The following is a 16,422-nucleotide window of genomic DNA, read 5'->3' as shown; positions in this document are numbered from 1 at the left end:
ATTTTTTATGTATATTTGAAAACCAACAAAACTAATCACCTTCATGAAATATAAATCTATTTTTTCTTTTTTTGCATTTATTCCAGTAAACATTTCTCTTCAACATATCCTTTTCAGGCGAAGAAAATATGTGAAGAAACAGGAAATGAAAGCAATTTTATTATCCCAAGAGCATGTGTCTTATCTTTCTTTAGTAAGAAAAAACAATTCTTTAGTAAAGAATTGGTATTGAAAAACAATCAATTCATATCAATCCAATGGATATTGGAAAAATGATGTACCTTTTTTATAGAACAAATTTTATTTAAAAGAATACGCTTATAGTTACACCTTCCTATTTTAATTAAACCCGGAAGGTGTTTTTATTATTCAATACATTAACATAAAATAATATAGCCTATGGTAAAAAACTCTACATTCTTAACACATTTTCAGTGTTACCAATCAATCACTAATCTATATGACGATGAAACATGACTTCTCTTTGCTTTGTCTCAATCGATTATTCCATCAAAAAATGTAAGCCAATCAAATAAATTTAATACTTAACTTAAAAATCGTATGACTATGAAGAAAATCTACTTATTCTTTTTAGCACTTTTGCTATCAATCCAAAACTTTGCGCAGCAATATCAGGTCGCGGGTACCTGTACAATGACTTTAGGAACGAACACCTATGGGCCTATGTACAGTACAGCAACTTCTGCAGCAACAAGCAGAGTGGCGGTAATTTATCCTGCGACGCAGCTTACCGGTGTATCTGGCCAGGCTTTAACGGGGATCTATTTTAAAAAGATAACAACCGGCAACATGACCGGAACTCCTAATCTTAAAGTTTATCTAAAGGAAACATCAAGTCTGGATTTTGGCGCTTCTGCCATTGATTGGACGGCTACGGTGACAGGAGCCACTTTGGTATATGACTCCAATCCTGTTACTGCAGCCACGGGAGCTGCAGGATGGAAACAGTTTATATTCTCAAATAATTTTACGTATTCGGGAGCACAGAACCTTATGGTTTTGATGGAATATACCAATACGGGAAATACGGTTAATACCACCTGGGAATATGAATATACATCACCTTGTGTGGTAACTACAAATAATAATACCACCAAGTATATTAACAATACGACTGGACTGGCAGCATCTCTAAGCAATTCCAATTACAGAAGGCCATTTATATCGTTTTCACATACTTCTGCAGCGCCTTGTACAGGTACAGTGACAGGAGGTACAGCAACGGCTTCTGTTTCTAATGTCTGCGCCAATATTCCTTTTAACTTGGCAGTTACGGGAGCTACATCAGGAACAGGAATTACCTATCAATGGCAAAGTTCACCCGCAGGGACAAATACTTTCACCAATATAACAGGAGCTACATCTATCTCTTATACAGTAGCCAATCAAACGGCAGCTATGGATTACAGATGCACCATCACCTGTACAAATGGTGCAAGTACACAAAATTCCAGTATCGTTTCTGTGGGTCAAAATACAGGTGCAGCATGTTTAAACTACTGTACCCCTGCCTATACATATAATTGCAGTTCCGGAGATGATCTGAATAGTTTTGTGATTACAGGACAGGGAGGTTCTTCAATCAGTGATCTGAATACCGGCTGTAACGGAGCTTATTATGACAGAACTTCAGCATTTACACCTGTAAATCTTTTACCTGGCCAGTCTTATCCTGTACAGATCAATACAACCTATACTTCTCCAACTTATGAAAAAGCAAGTATCTGGATTGATTTCAACGACAATGGAGTGTTTGATGCCACTGAAAAATTATTAACAGATCTTCCTTTAGCAACCAGTCCGGCATTTGCAACGGCTAATATTGCCATTCCTGTTACAGCAACTGCAGGTATTCACAGAATGCGTGTACGTGTGGTATATAACACTTCTAATGTTGATGCCTGTACATCGGCTAGCTATGGCGAGACTCATGATTACAATGTCAACATACTGGCTCTTGTTCCTTGTGCTGCCGCACCAGTGAGTGGTACAGCAGCGGTATCCGCTACAAGTGTCTGCGTAGGAGTTTCTTTTAATCTTACGCTTACCGGTGCTACTTTTGGTGGCGGTATTACTTACCAATGGTACAGCAGCCCTGCCGGATCAGGAGCCTGGATAGCTATTACAGGTGCTACAGGAACTACCTATACTGTTACGAGTCAAACAGCAGCTACCGATTACCGTTGCATAGTTACCTGTAGCAATACCAACCAGAGTGCTACATCCAATACGGTTTCCGTAGCACAAAATGCACCAACTCAATGCTATTGTACACCAACCTATACCTATGGATGCAGCAGTGGCGATAACCTAAACAGCTTTGTAATCACAGGAGCGGGTACTTCCACCATCAGTGATCTGAATACAGGTTGTAATGGTAGTGGTTACTATGACAGAACAGCAGCTTTTACTCCTGTAAATATCATAGCTGGACAGTCTTATCCTGTACAGATCAATACTACATACTCTTCTCCTACTTATGAAAAAGCAAGTATCTGGATTGACTTCAATAATAATGGAGTTTTTGATGCTTCTGAAAAATTATTAACGGATCTTCCGTTAGCAACAAGTCCGTCATTTGCTACTGCTAATATTGCCATTCCTGTTACTGCGCTGGCTGGAGTTCACAGAATGCGTGTTCGTGTAGTGTACAGTACTTCCAATGTTGATGCATGTACATCGACTAGCTATGGTGAAACCCATGATTATTTGGTGAACGTACAGCCTTGTACTACTCCAACACCTGTTGTAACAGTGACTTCAATTACTCATAATTCAGCAAATGTTACCTGGTCTCAGGATGCCATAGGAGCTAATTCTTACCAACTAAGATACAGACCTGTAGGCTCTTTGGCAGGTTGGTTACCGGCAGCAGGGCCAATAGACAAACCAGCAATCGCTCCGGGAGCTTTACAATCTGAACCTCTATTAGGGTTGGATCCGGCAACATTATATGAAGTAGAAGTGGTAGCATTTTGTGGAACAACCAATATGGGAGCTTACTCACATAATGAATTTTCAACAACATGTGATCCTACTCCGCCAAATGTTACTATTACTGGCATAACTGCTACTTCAGCTGTTATTAACTGGTCACCATTAGTAGCAAGTGCTACCTATGAAATGAGATGGAGAAAAGTAGGAGATGCATGGCCTACTATAATGACTGCTCTACCGAATCCTCCTGCTACAACTTATTTGCTTTCTCCTTTAACGCCATATACTCAGTATGAAGTTCAGGTAAGAAGTACTTGTATAGGATCAACGACTCCTAATCCTTGGTCAAGTTTGGTAAGATTTACTACAGAGAGAACATGTGAGATTCCGCCACCGGGATTAACGATTCTGGAATTAAAGCCAACAAGCGCTAAAGTTCAATGGGATCCTTATACAGGGCCGGATGCCACTGGTAAATACATTTTAAGATACAGAAAAGTAGGAATTCCGGGATGGACGAATGTTCAGGTAAATAACAATATCTACACTCTTACCGATTTAACTGAGCTTACGAAATATGAAATGGAAGTAGCGAATGTTTGTAGCGGTACTCCGGGCAACTTTACCTTACCGTATTACTTTACAACGCCTACCGTGATCTATTGCCAGATGGAAGCATTGAATTCAGTGGGAGATTACATCTCCAAAGTAACGGTAGTACCAAACGGAAAGCCACAGATAATAAAAGCTTCTGCGGGTTCAACGTATACAGATTATACCGCTGATCCGCTTGCTCAGATCGAATTGATCCAGGGATCAACCAACAACCAGTTGACCATTGACAAAGTGGTAACAGGAGATGCAGGTGTTGTTGCTTGGATTGACTTCGACAGAAACGGAGAATTTGATATCAACGAAAGAATCTTAGTATCCGGACCAAACAGTGCAGCAACAGCAACTACTATGTTCAGTGTACCATCAGATGCATTTGTAAGCAATGCAGACTATATGTATGTAGTGATGAGAGTCGCATTGATGAAAGGAGGAATTGCTATAAACTGTAACGACTTCGATAGTGGTGAAGTAGAAGATTACAGTGTCAGAATCTCTAAGAAATCAGCAAGTAACTTGTTGAATCAAAATGACATCTTGATTTACCCTAACCCGGTAAGCACGATATTGAACGTTAAGAATATCAGCAAGAGAGCAAACTATAAGATTTATAGTGCAGCAGGACAGTTGATATCAAGCGGAATCATCTTAAACAATAAAGTAGATGTTCACGCCCTGATCAATGGCATGTATGTGATCGATATTCAGGATGGCTCAACTTCTGTACAGAAGAAGTTCCTCAAGGAATAAGAGTCATAACAGTTGATTAACTACCAATCAGCTCTCATTTCTGAGAGCTGATTTTTTTAATTCATTATTTAACAATATTACTATTTCTTTCTACTATGTCTTTTCACAAATTTATAAACCTCAAACCACAACACCGAAACAGCAGCAACAAGCAATGTAATCCCCAATTCTGCCGCAGCAAGAGGAGTTACACTAAAGAACCCTGATACTGGCTTCACATAAAGAATAACAAATAACAGTACAAGAACCAAAGCAGAAATTCCCATCAGTAAGAAATTACGATTTTTAAAGCTTTCTAATACACTGTAATAGAAAGAACGGTTCACCAAACTCAGTAATATATTGGCAAATATCAGAGTACTGAAAACCAAAGCCCTTGTTTTAGCTTCATCATTCCCAAGATCAACAGAATACTGATACATCCATACTATTCCTCCGGTAATAACCAGCCCCTGAATAATACTTACCGTGAGTTCCTTCCAGTTCAAGAAGGTATCCGTAAGTGCTCTCGGAGGTTTCTGCATTGCATTTTTTTCGATAGGTTCATTTTCATAAACAATGGAACAGGTAGGCCCCATTACCAATTCCAGAAAAATGACATGAACCGGTGTAAATATATGAGGAAATACCCATCCTAAAAACAACGGTAAAGAAACGGTGAGTATAATAGGAATATGAATGGAAATGATATACTGAACCGCTTTTTTGATATTGGCATAAATTCTTCGTCCGGCAGCGATTCCTACTACAAGCTTTTCAAGATCATCATTCGTTATTACCAAAGCTGCGGCTGATTTGGCAATTTCAGTTCCTTTATTACCCATTGCGACTCCTATGTGAGCCGCCTTCAATGCAGGACCGTCATTCACACCGTCTCCTAACATAGCTACAACATTACCCTGCGCTTTAAGGGCATTCACTACTTCAAGTTTTGCTTCAGGAAACATTCTAGTAAATAAAGTGGTAGTTTCAGAGATTTTCATCAGATCATCTTCTGAACTTGAAGCCACTTCGCTTCCATTAATCGCGGGACTCTTATTTATAATTCCAGCCTGTAAGGCAATTGCTTTTGTGGTATCAGCATTATCTCCTGTGATTACTTTTACTTTAATTCCTGCATCATAAATATGCTGAAATACATTCTTTATTCCTTTTTTAGGAGGATCATAAAATACCGTCAATCCTAAGAATTCAAATTTAAAATTCTGCTGTTTTACAGGAAAATTATTTCCTTCAAAATGAGATTTGGCCACTCCAAGAACACGGTATCCCTGCTCTCCGAATTCTTTTATGACTCCCCGTATTTTATTCTTTTCTTCTTCCGAAAGCTGGGAAACATTCAGGATGGCTTCAGGAGCTCCTTTAGCTGCTATAATTCTGTCTTTTTGTTCATTCTCGAAAAGATGGGTCATCATTGGTGGCTTCCCTTCCAGCGGGTATTCATGAAATAACAGATAATCTTTCCTTTTATCTGAATCCTGAGTCTGCTCGTACACCTTATGCAAGGTTATTTCCATCGGATCAAATGGCACAGGTTCACTACTCCACATCGCATAATCGATGAGTTCATCCAGTTCTTTTATTTTAAACTCTTCCTGCTCATAAATCGTATCTGACTTATAATTGTAAAGATGTTTTAACTGCATGGAGTTTTCAGTAATCGTTCCTGTCTTATCGGTACATATTACGGTTACACTCCCCAATGTTTCAACAATACTGCTTCTCTTGATAATGATTCCTTCACGCATCAGCTTCCAGGCTCCTAAAGCCATGAATGTTGTAAAAGCAACAGGAATTTCCTCAGGAAGTACAGACATTGCCAACGTAAGTCCGCTCAATAAACTGGTAACAAAATCTTTCGTTTCAATATAATTGAAAACACATACAGCCAAAAATATAATGAGTCCTATAATAGCCATCCCTTTCACAAAATTCCGGATCTGAAGCTGTAAAGGAGATGCTTCTTCTTTTATGCTCAGAATAGACTGTCCTATTTTCCCTACTTTGGCTTCTTTTCCTATACTTTCAACTTCAAAAACTGCAAGCCCGGAAACAGTGATCGTTCCACTGTACACTTTATTATCGTCTGACTTACTGTCTTTGAAAACAGAAAAGCTTTCTCCTGTAAGTGAAGATTCATTCACAGAAAAATCGTTGCTGTGTACAATAGTTCCATCAGCATTAATAAGCATTCCTTCTTCAGTAATACAAAGATCACCTACAGCGATTTCAAACGTGGGAATTTTAATGACCTTTGAATTTCTTATCACCTTACTTAAAGGCTCATTCAATTTTTCAAGTTCTTCCAGTGCTTTCTTACTCCGGTTGTCCTGATAAAAAGAAATGGCAGTAACTCCTACTATGGCTACAAACATAAATAACGCTTCTCCATAGTCGCCTATAATCACATAGATAAGAGAAACACATATAAGTAAAATAAGCATAGGCTCTTTCAGGATATTGACGAGCATACTTACCCATGTTTCCTGCCTAACCGCTTCTAGCCGGTTGTAACCGTATTTTTTTCTGGAAGCTGCCACTTCAGCTTCCGTAAGACCTTTCAAATCCTCGGGTATATTGTAATTCATGTGAGAGGGATATTGTATTAAAATTACTGAATGTTTTTATCATAACAGAATAGTTTCAGGTTTTTTATCTCCTGTTACTCGATCTGTTTTTTAACTTCTGCTGTCCATTTTTCTATTTCGGATTTATCAGCATTTGACAGTTTCGCATGATGATGAATAAAAGTATATGAGCTAAGAGGCATTTCTCCGCTTTTAACGGTTTCAGCAATCTCATTTATTTTTTTTAATTTTTTCTCTTTCGGATATGCATTGAATTCATCAAAATTCAAATGCCGTTTTCCGGAATTCACATGATCTGCCAACCACCATTTTACAGGCTGTATATTGTTGTACCATGGATATGCTGTATTGTTGGAATGGCAATCATAACAGCTTGTTTTCAACAAACCTTTTACATGAGCAGGTACCTGATAATGTTTTTCAATCGCTTGTTCTGAAGAAGAAGCACTTATATTTTTATCGGTATCAAAAAGCTGAATGACAAGTAATAATAGTATAATACATCCTGCTCCTATTTTTACGAAAGAAGACTTTTTCATTATTTTTTTATTTTTAGTTAGAATATGTTTTAATTTTTCAATGGAATAAATGGTACTCCTGAACTGGAAGACTATAGGTTTCTCTCGATTCTGCAATATCTGTTCTATGCAAAATGTTGCCATGAAATTACTCCTGACAAAAACTCAATGACTATCATAAACACAGCTGATTAATCTTATTGATAGAAATAAACCTTCAACATGCTACAACATAAACCTATGTGTATCTGCATCTTATACAGTTACTTTTATTTTATAAACAAACAGGAATACTTTCTCAGTCAATAAATGATAGAGAAAACAGATTAAGACCGATAAGATCTCGGAGGTTCCCAGATAGAACTGAATATTTCTTTATTGTAAAGAACACTCTTATAAAAGGTTTTCTCGGTCCCCCAATAAATATATACTTTCTCTGCAAAATAAAAATCGACAGAGGAGTTGACAGTAAAAACGACAGAAAGAAGATGAGTGTGCGAAACAAAAGGTAATCTCTGATCCTGATCATAGTCACTATCTTTCACAGGATTGTCGTAATGAGTTTTAAGAAATGCAGTGAAAGACATTTCAGGATTTAGATTTTTATGCTGTATATAATGCTCTACAAGGAGCGGCATTTTCAAAAGCTGATACAGTTCAGTTGTAGAAACCAAATATAATGAAAGCAATACTATGGAAATCAACTTTTTCACTCTATCGAAATTATGAAATTTTTCATTAAGAATGATTTTAAATTAATACTGCAAATCATACCCTTGTCTATAAAAAAATAAAAAAACCTCTTTATAAAAAGAGGTTCAGTAACACAAAAACATGAAAAATCCCGTTACCCGGGGTGTATCTTATGAAGTTACTAATTACCAAAATACTAGCTCTGTGTATGTTTTACTTCTCTACATTTTCAATCTGAATGATGAGAAGTTATTTTTCCAGGTCTTTTAGAATTTTATATAAAAGATCATTCAATTTTTGTTCTTTCAAAATTATTATGATGCAAATAAAGCACATACCAAGAAAAAACAAAGACATTATTACCCCTCGATAACACTCGCGTGTTATATCAAGGGGTAAAAGCAATTTCCATCGAATTTAAATTTTCACTATTTATTACATATAATTATTATTTATTTACAATAAAAACCTTTAAAACAAATGACAAAATCAACCACATAACTCTTTTTGCAATAAAACTATAAACAAATAAAAGTGCATAAAAAAACTTGTTTTAATGATACTTTAACAACTGCTATACGGGTATTTTAATGGATATTCCCTACCTTTATTATATAGAAACTTTAAATTTTTAAGCTTATGAAAGCAGTACGTTTTTTTGGACACAAGGATGTTCGTATCGTAAATGATATGGAAAAACCAACCCCAAAGGGAGATGAAGTTTTATTGAAAATAGGAGGAGCTGGCGTTTGCCATTCAGATCTCCATATTATTGATGAAGGTACCGTAGCCGGTTCTGTATTTACATTGGGGCATGAAAATGCAGGCTGGATAGAAGAAGTAGGATCTGATGTTAAAGATTATAAAAAGGGAGATGCTGTTCTAGTATACGGACCTTGGGGATGCGGGCATTGCAAACCTTGTCAGCAATCCAAAGAAAACTATTGTGATCATCAGTCTGAAATGGCTTATGGAGGAGGTCTGGGTCTTAACGGAGGAATGGCAGAATATATGCTCGTTCCCTCCTCACGTCTATTAGTCCCTATTTATGATCTAGATCCTGTAATTGCAGCTCCACTTACTGATGCCGCTCTTACTCCTTATTCTGCCATTAAAAGATCAATCCCGAAATTAACGCCAGATGAATATGTTGTGGTAATTGGTGTCGGAGGATTAGGTCATGTGGCTATACAAATTCTAAGAGAAATTAGCGCCAGTACAATCATTGCTTGTGATGTTACAGAAGAAAAACTTGCTTTTGCTAAAGAATTAGGAGCTGCCTATACCATAAATTCCAAAGATGAAAACGCTGCTGAACAGATTCAGAAAATCACAGGCATTAAAAAAGCCAAAGTAGTTATTGATTTTGTAGGAGCTACTTCTACTATTGAACTGGGGACAAAAACAGTAAGCCTAGACGGTGATCTTACCATTGTAGGACTGGGTGGTGGACATTACCAATACACAATGTCTGGTCTTCCTTTTGGAGTGAGTATGACTAATCCTTATTGGGGTTCCAGAGTCGAACTCATGGAAGTTGTAGGACTGGCTCGTCAAAAAAAAATCCATATAGAAATTGAGAAATATACATTAGACCAAGCCAACGAGGTATATGATCGAATGAGAAACGGAAAAATAAAGGGACGAGCTGTACTTATTCCCTAAAGGATAATTAAAAAAGCAGGATAAAAATATCCTGCTTTTTTATATTATATAGATTATATTTTATAAGTTCCTCCATTCCCCCCTGTATAGGAAACAGATAATGTTCCATTATACAAAACTCCTGTTGTATATGTACTAGGGGAAAGTTTAACTGAACTACAATCTATAGAGCCTACCGTTCCTACAGCTAATGAAGAATTATCCAAAGCTCTCCATTCACTCCCATTCCAAAAAGCATAGCCTACAAATGTAAAACTAGAAATTTAAATACCAACAGCCCTACAGACGACTAAGGATCGTCACAACGTCTGTATTGGATGTCAATGCTACTCTTGGCCCAAGGAATCCCTTTTTACTACCTGTTGCCAATTGAATGACATTCATCTCAAAAATTGCTGAAGCATCCGGGGTAGTAGTTCCCACTCCTACACTTCCTGAAGCTGTCACTACGAAATCATTTGCTTGTTGTACAACAGTAGGAGCTCCAGTAGTCGAATTATCCTTAGCTCCATCCACATGCAGTATTCCCTGCGAATTAGTTGTATTAATACAAACTTGAGCTTTGGTTATTATAGCCAGCATTAAAAATGCTACTAATGTAATTTTGTTTTTCATAAATCTTATTTTATTTGGAAAATTTATGTCGCAAAAAACGTAAACTAAGAAAAAATAAAAAAAATCACCCCTCGATTTCACTCACGTGTTAATCAAGGGGGATATACTATACCTTCCTATAATCTGATAGCTATAACGTAATACATTTACAAACTAATCTATATTCTTATATTACTGAATACACATTATAAGATAAAAAAACAAATTAGATCAGAGGGGAAAATATCTATTATTAAATCATGAAAAATAGAAAGCAGGAAGACTTTTCTCTTCCTGCTTCTCAAATACCTTCTCCATCTAAAATAAAATATGAATTATTTATAAATGTTTTTTAAGAAATTGCGAGGAGGCTCATGAATATATATATAAAATTTGTCTTCCTTATTATGGTGCTGTTACCTGATCAATCATAAAAAATGCTTTTGTTGTATTACATGTTCCTGAAGGGCATGTAGTTGTATTCCCTTGATCAGTAGGAGATGAAGATCCCATCATATAATACATTTTATAGAATACCTTATCATTACCATTATTCGTAGTCCAAGAATAAAGACGCTGCTCCGGCATTCCACCCGCATAAGTTTCAGGATCTCCCCAATACGGATTTGTTGATGATGTCTGAATCCTTGCTCCGGTAGTTGCATCTATTAAAGCCGAGCTTGATGTTGCATTATCACCAGCCCAGGCATTGGGAGGAAGTCTAAGCTGGTTTTGCATATAGCCTCCGGCTCCACTCCATAAATAATGCCCATTTGAAATAATTTCTACATTAGAAGTACTATTGTTTCTTATCTGCAAATTTACAGTTGAAAAGGCATTGCCCGCAGGAATAAATGTTCTTACAGAAAATTTACCATCAGGAGTTGTGATAGAAAGCGAATATCCGCTTCTTCCGTTATCTGAAGTCGCTACCAATGGCCCCATTACGGCTATACTTTTTACATCCGCAAGCTGCTGATCCCCTACTGTAATTGTACAAGTACCCGAATAGAAAGGAATTATTGTACTGTTAACTATAAAAGAAGTTGGTGTTGGTGAGCTCACTGTTGGTATTCCTGCAACTGAAAACGTCAGATATCCATTACCTACTTCTAGCAACCCTTCCTGCAAAGTAAGAGTTAAACCATTAGAACTCACTGAAGACCCTGGTGTATATTTTCCTCCATTTCCTCCTGTATAAGGTACTTTTATAATCCCGGAATAAGGAGTTCCTGCAACATAGTTAGCAGGGCTTAAAGTAGCTCCAGAACACGACAGCGTAGCAATGGAAGGCGGTGTAGATGTTGAAGAGATGATAGCACGCCATTCACTTCCGTTCCAGAAATAATACCCTTGAGATAAGGTACTTCCACTGTTAAAAACCAATAACCCTTTCGCATTGGGTATAGCAGGTGTAGCCGTACTTAGTACGAAAGTGGGAGAAGTCAAATTCACTCTTGGAACAAGCATCCCTTTATCTGTAGTAACTATATCCAGCATAGACGATGCATCCGGAGAAGTAGTTCCTATCCCTATAGCTCCGCTAGAGGTAACAATAAAGTCATTTGCCTGTTGTGTAGAAGAGGGAGTACCAGTAGCGGAATTATCTTTAGCTCCGTCTACATGTAAAATTCCTTGAGGATTGGCAGTATTAACACCAACTTGAGCATTGGTGATTATAGTCAGCATTAAAAATGCTATTAATGTAATTTTGTTTTTCATAAATCTTATTTTTTGGAAAATTTTATAATGCAAAAAAACATAAACTGAGAAAAAAGAAAAAAAAATCCACCCCTCGACTTCACTCGTGTGTTAAATCAAGGGGTAGAACACCCTAAAAAACCTATAGTTTATCATAGTTTAAGCATTTAACAAATTTCCAAATTAATATTTATTCTTATTCCGGATATTCATTAGTATATAAAAAAACACCATATTTATAATATAGATATATGAGAATAAAAAAAGCAGAAAGAAGATCTTTCTGCTTTTTTATTTTTTACAATAAAAATAAAAATAAAAATCAAAGGTAATTCAAATATTCCTTTAAAAAATTGAGGAGGCATAATAATAGCCTCCCCAAATAAAATATATAAAGTTTGTGTTTTTAAAGTAAGCATTTAAATAATCATAAATTTAATGGCTGTAATAGCACCTTAACCTTGATCACTAAATCCGACTGCAAAAATGAGACTATTATCCCATTTGCAGCAAATAAACAAACACTCACTTTCACTCACAAGTGATATTAAGTACCTTTTTAGGCATTAACAATTCAAAAAAATCATTTTTTACTTCCCTGTCATTACTTTGAGTCCAAATAATTACTCAGAAATTCATTATGCTAATGATATTACAGATACAGAACTATTCTATTTTTGAGTCTGCAACTGTTTTATTAATATGAAAGTTTTTGAAATTCATATTTAAATTTGACTAATACAATCTTTGAACAGATAAATATAATCTTCTTATATCATCAGAGGTAGTTGTTGTGTCATTGTTATCTATATTGATAAAATAATACACTCTGTACCATTTATCATCCAAATTAATATCCATTGTTAAAACCTCCTGATTGGCTGTACCTGGATTCGTTATACTTACACTTGGGCTTCCTGTCACTCCATTAGATCCATAATTAGAGTAAATTCCGTTATCCAGATTTACCCATCCTCCTCCTCCGGAAACTGTAGTTCCAGAACCTGTAGGGGCTAAAACAATATTCGCTCCATTAAATCGATCAACATTGGTAAGAGCTGCAAACCAAAATTTTACAGGAGATGAACTTACATTTACCAATCTAGGATTAAAACTCACTGTACCTGCCGCTCCATTAGCTGGTCCAGTAAAATAGCCATCCAATCTTAATTTTCCTCCTATAACAGGAAGAGAATGTGAACTGTCAACATTAGCACTTAACCAGTTTGAAGCTGTTGTTGCGTCAGATCCTCCACTACCTATGCTTGCTGATATATCATTTGCTTTGTAATAAACCAATTCACCCGCTTTTACATCATCCCCTGTCCCAACAATCGCACTACACGTCTGTCCTCCAACTACAATATTAAAAGTGGTGGTGGTTGGGCTTGTAACAGTGGGAGTTCCTGTAACAGAATAGTACAATGTTCCGGATCCCACAACAAAATTACCTGCAGAGAGTGTTGCTGTTAATCCATTTACTGGTCCAATCGTTTGTGCTCCGTATATTCCTCCGTTTCCTCCCGTATAGGGTATACTCAATGTTCCACTATATGGGGTTCCGGTGATATATGAAGTAGGAGAAAGCCCTGCATTATTACAAGTAATACTACCTATAATTCCCGGAGCGAGTGAGGCTCCAGATAATGTTCTCCATTCTGAGCCGTTCCAAAAGACATATCCAACATAACTAAAAGTAGCTTCTGTTCCTAGATTATAAACTAATAATCCTGATGCAGGAGATAAAATTGTAGCAGCATCTGTATATGAAGTCAGTGCAACTCTAGGTCCTAAAAATCCTTTTTTACTGCCATTTTCCACATTAAGTTCTAAGATAGCAGAAGGATTAGGTGAAGATGTTCCTATCCCAACACTTCCGGAAGAAGTTACCACAAAATCATCAGAACCTTGTACCGCTGTAGGTGTTCCTGTTGTGGGATTAGTTGTAGCTGTAGAGGATTTTCCGTCTACATGTAAAACTCCTTGTGGATTCGTTGTGTTGACACCAACCTGGGCATTGATGATGACAGCCAGCATTGTAAATGCCAATAGCGTTACTTTGTTTTTCATAATTTTTGTGCATTTAGGTTATTGATTAAGTTTTTATTTTTTTAACAGCAATTCTAAGATTATGAGAAAATGGAACTTTTATATTTTATTGTTTTGAAGAAAATATATACTGCCTAGTAGCACAAGAAATACAAATAATTTAATTAAAACACATTTACATTAAATTATTGTTAAATGTCGAAATCAACTTTTTATATGATAAAATTTATCAGTATTTTATTTTGTTAATTTTAATACACTAAAAATCAATTTTTTATCAATTTTATCCAAATATAGTGATTTTTTTTAAATTATTCTTGTTTAATTTATTTTTTTAATAATAAAACAATTAAAGCAATATAATTTTTAAAGTAATAAAAAATTGACAACACTTTTTAACTGCTTAAAAGATTTAAAGCAGGGTCACCATCATTGAGAATGAGAAGAAACTATAAAGGACAACAACAGGATTATCGCTCAACACATTCGTAATCACTTGTATAGAACGTATAGCATTGCTATCTGAAAACATTTAAAAAAGTAGAATACCAAAAAAAGTTCTTAAACTAAAAATAGCTGTTCTTAAATCTCGGCAAACCAGAGTTTATTATCAGAATTACTTTCAAGATTAAGCTTTTTTCTCAATCGGTACTTCTTCCCTTCCACAGATTTGATCGTAGAATTAGTATAATAGCAATCTGCTTTGTCGAAAATCCCAATTTAAGCATGGCACAAAGCTTAAGTTCTGAAACACTTAAAGGAAGATCGGTCATTGCGATTATTTTTTTTCTAAAGTCAGGAAAGAAATAATCAAATTTTTCAAGGAAAATGATATCATTGAGATGAACATAATTAATAAGCTCTTCAAGTTTATCTTCAGAAAACTCATCTTTATTCATCATTTTTTTCAGTCTGAGAACTTCCTGGTTAAGATTCTCTATTTCCATGCGTTTCCAGGCATTTCTATGCAGAACGAAATAATAATCGTCTCTTTTATCAATAAAGAAAAGAAAATTCAAGGAAAGCAATAATAAAATAGAAGTAATATTCAGAATCAAAAGAGTATGTCCGTAATTTCCTATCAACGGATTTTTTTCTATAAGTTTAAAACCCGATATTGCTGAAATATACATTACAACGAGTATAAATACTAGCAAAAAAACAACTAAAATTCTATCTGTCTTAAAATCAAAAAAAAGTCGCAGCACAGAAATAAGCGGAAAATAAAACAAGAATATCCCACTTTCAAGCCCACAAAATGAAGAATAATACGTAATAATGATTGCCAACGAAAAAATAATCGCTGCAAGAAGTGGCTTAATAAACCTACTACCAATAACAACTCTATTTAAAACAATTGATAAGATTGAAAAGGTAAATAAGGCAATACTATCCCATGTAAAATAGCGAAAATATAGAATATTAGAAATCCCATGGATAAGAAAAATTATTGAACATAATATGAAATATCTATTTAGCAATATGGTGAGATCTCGGTCAGTGTTAGATTGTTGATCATTTACCCCCATATACGAAATATTATCGTATACATTAAATATATATTCTCTTAGTTTGTTAGTCATTCAAAAGTTATTTATCATATTAAAGAACACCTACAACAAGGCAATAAGCCAATAGTAAAGTGATTCAATGTACCATTACTAACCCGTCTACCTATAATTTTTTACAGGTAGATAAATTAACTATTTAATGTATTAAGCAAAAAAAACACCAAAATGAAAGGATGGCTTACATTTGTTTTTATTGTTTTTGTATTACTATTATTTTTTGCTCTTATAAAAAGCAAGTAGTTAAAGATCAAAACATATGAAAAGATAATAGATTTTTTAGATGAGATTTAAAATAAAAAAAAACCTCATATAGAACTCAATCATTTTAATTATCAAAAAGATAAAACCATCAAATAAACCGTAAAATTGGGATTAAATTGTGAAATAGCCTGCTTAAAATTCGGCAAACCAAACCTTATAATCTGAAGTACTGGAAAGATTAAGCTTTTTCTTTAACCGATACTTTTTCCCTTCTACAGATTTTATGGTAGAATTGGTATAAAGAGCAATCTGTTTTGTTGAAAACCCTAATTTAAGCAGAGCACAAAGCTTAAACTCCGAAGCGCTTAAGGAAACCTTGCTCATTGTGCTTATTTTTTTCTTAAAGTCTGGAAAAAAGTAATCAAATTTTTCAAGAAAGATAGCATCATTAATATGAATGTAATTAATTAATTCTCCCAGCTTTTCTTCCGAAAAATCATCTTTATTCAGCATTTTTTTTAG

11 protein-coding genes are annotated in these 16,422 nt (G+C 35.4%); 2 read left to right on the top strand and 9 right to left on the bottom strand.

The window, feature by feature from the left end:
* The first annotated feature begins 567 nt into the window (after positions 1–567).
* Positions 568–4,320 (top strand): GEVED domain-containing protein, encoded by a 3,753-nt coding sequence (locus JI747_RS02485; protein ID WP_225686040.1) that lies wholly within the window; start codon positions 568–570, stop codon positions 4,318–4,320.
* 80 nt (positions 4,321–4,400) lie between these two features.
* On the opposite strand, the gene JI747_RS02480 is transcribed toward JI747_RS02485, so the two are convergent.
* The 3 genes from JI747_RS02480 to JI747_RS02470 all read right to left on the bottom strand — a co-directional run bounded on the left by JI747_RS02480 (position 4,401) and on the right by JI747_RS02470 (position 8,139).
* Positions 4,401–6,908, bottom strand: a complete 2,508-nt coding sequence (locus tag JI747_RS02480; protein ID WP_225686038.1) for a cation-translocating P-type ATPase — start codon at positions 6,906–6,908, stop codon at positions 4,401–4,403.
* A 74-nt stretch (positions 6,909–6,982) separates the two neighbouring features.
* A complete protein-coding gene (locus JI747_RS02475) occupies positions 6,983–7,447 on the bottom strand; it encodes a heme-binding domain-containing protein (protein WP_225686036.1) in 465 nt (154 codons plus the stop codon).
* 305 nt (positions 7,448–7,752) lie between these two features.
* Positions 7,753–8,139: a hypothetical protein gene (locus tag JI747_RS02470; protein ID WP_225686034.1), complete on the bottom strand. Its 387-nt coding sequence runs from the start codon at positions 8,137–8,139 to the stop codon at positions 7,753–7,755.
* A gap of 619 nt (positions 8,140–8,758) precedes the next feature.
* Between JI747_RS02470 and JI747_RS02465 the strand changes: the two genes are divergently transcribed.
* The gene (locus JI747_RS02465; protein ID WP_225686031.1) at positions 8,759–9,784 is read left to right on the top strand and encodes an NAD(P)-dependent alcohol dehydrogenase; all 1,026 of its coding nucleotides are present in this window, start codon (positions 8,759–8,761) and stop codon (positions 9,782–9,784) included.
* Positions 9,785–9,837: 53 nt separating this feature from the next.
* On the opposite strand, the gene JI747_RS02460 is transcribed toward JI747_RS02465, so the two are convergent.
* From JI747_RS02460 to JI747_RS02435, 6 genes are all read right to left on the bottom strand, one after another.
* A complete protein-coding gene (locus tag JI747_RS02460; RefSeq protein ID WP_225686029.1) occupies positions 9,838–9,990 on the bottom strand; it encodes a hypothetical protein in 153 nt (50 codons plus the stop codon).
* Between the two features lie 73 nt (positions 9,991–10,063).
* On the bottom strand, positions 10,064–10,366 hold the full coding sequence (locus JI747_RS02455; protein ID WP_225686027.1) for a hypothetical protein: 303 nt from the start codon (positions 10,364–10,366) through the stop codon (positions 10,064–10,066).
* Between the two features lie 417 nt (positions 10,367–10,783).
* Positions 10,784–12,100 (bottom strand): hypothetical protein, encoded by a 1,317-nt coding sequence (locus tag JI747_RS02450; RefSeq protein ID WP_225686025.1) that lies wholly within the window; start codon positions 12,098–12,100, stop codon positions 10,784–10,786.
* A gap of 714 nt (positions 12,101–12,814) precedes the next feature.
* A complete protein-coding gene (locus JI747_RS02445) occupies positions 12,815–14,149 on the bottom strand; it encodes a hypothetical protein (protein ID WP_225686024.1) in 1,335 nt (444 codons plus the stop codon).
* 620 nt (positions 14,150–14,769) lie between these two features.
* Positions 14,770–15,261 (bottom strand): hypothetical protein, encoded by a 492-nt coding sequence (locus JI747_RS02440; protein ID WP_225686023.1) that lies wholly within the window; start codon positions 15,259–15,261, stop codon positions 14,770–14,772.
* Positions 15,262–16,092: 831 nt separating this feature from the next.
* Complete coding sequence (locus JI747_RS02435) at positions 16,093–16,413, bottom strand: helix-turn-helix transcriptional regulator (protein ID WP_225686022.1); 321 nt, start codon at positions 16,411–16,413, stop codon at positions 16,093–16,095.
* Positions 16,414–16,422: the final 9 nt, after the last annotated feature.

Origin of the sequence: Chryseobacterium tagetis, from assembly GCF_016735585.2 — a bacterium.
Lineage (GTDB): Bacteria > Bacteroidota > Bacteroidia > Flavobacteriales > Weeksellaceae > Chryseobacterium > Chryseobacterium tagetis.
Note: the sequence above shows the minus strand (reverse complement) of the source record. Positions and strands in the feature narration are given on the sequence as shown.

Excerpts from the sequence above, each read along its gene's own strand:
- JI747_RS02445 (WP_225686024.1), bottom strand. The coding sequence starts at position 14,149 with ATGAAAAACAAAGTAACGCTATTGGCATTTACAATGCTGGCTGTCATC.
- JI747_RS02475 (WP_225686036.1), bottom strand. The coding sequence starts at position 7,447 with ATGAAAAAGTCTTCTTTCGTAAAAATAGGAGCAGGATGTATTATACTA.
- JI747_RS02440 (WP_225686023.1), bottom strand. The coding sequence starts at position 15,261 with ATGTATATTTCAGCAATATCGGGTTTTAAACTTATAGAAAAAAATCCG.
- JI747_RS02465 (WP_225686031.1), top strand. The coding sequence starts at position 8,759 with ATGAAAGCAGTACGTTTTTTTGGACACAAGGATGTTCGTATCGTAAAT.
- JI747_RS02485 (WP_225686040.1), top strand. The coding sequence starts at position 568 with ATGAAGAAAATCTACTTATTCTTTTTAGCACTTTTGCTATCAATCCAA.
- JI747_RS02480 (WP_225686038.1), bottom strand. The coding sequence starts at position 6,908 with ATGAATTACAATATACCCGAGGATTTGAAAGGTCTTACGGAAGCTGAA.
- JI747_RS02455 (WP_225686027.1), bottom strand. The coding sequence starts at position 10,366 with ATGCTGGCTATAATAACCAAAGCTCAAGTTTGTATTAATACAACTAAT.
- JI747_RS02435 (WP_225686022.1), bottom strand. The coding sequence starts at position 16,413 with ATGCTGAATAAAGATGATTTTTCGGAAGAAAAGCTGGGAGAATTAATT.
- JI747_RS02450 (WP_225686025.1), bottom strand. The coding sequence starts at position 12,100 with ATGAAAAACAAAATTACATTAATAGCATTTTTAATGCTGACTATAATC.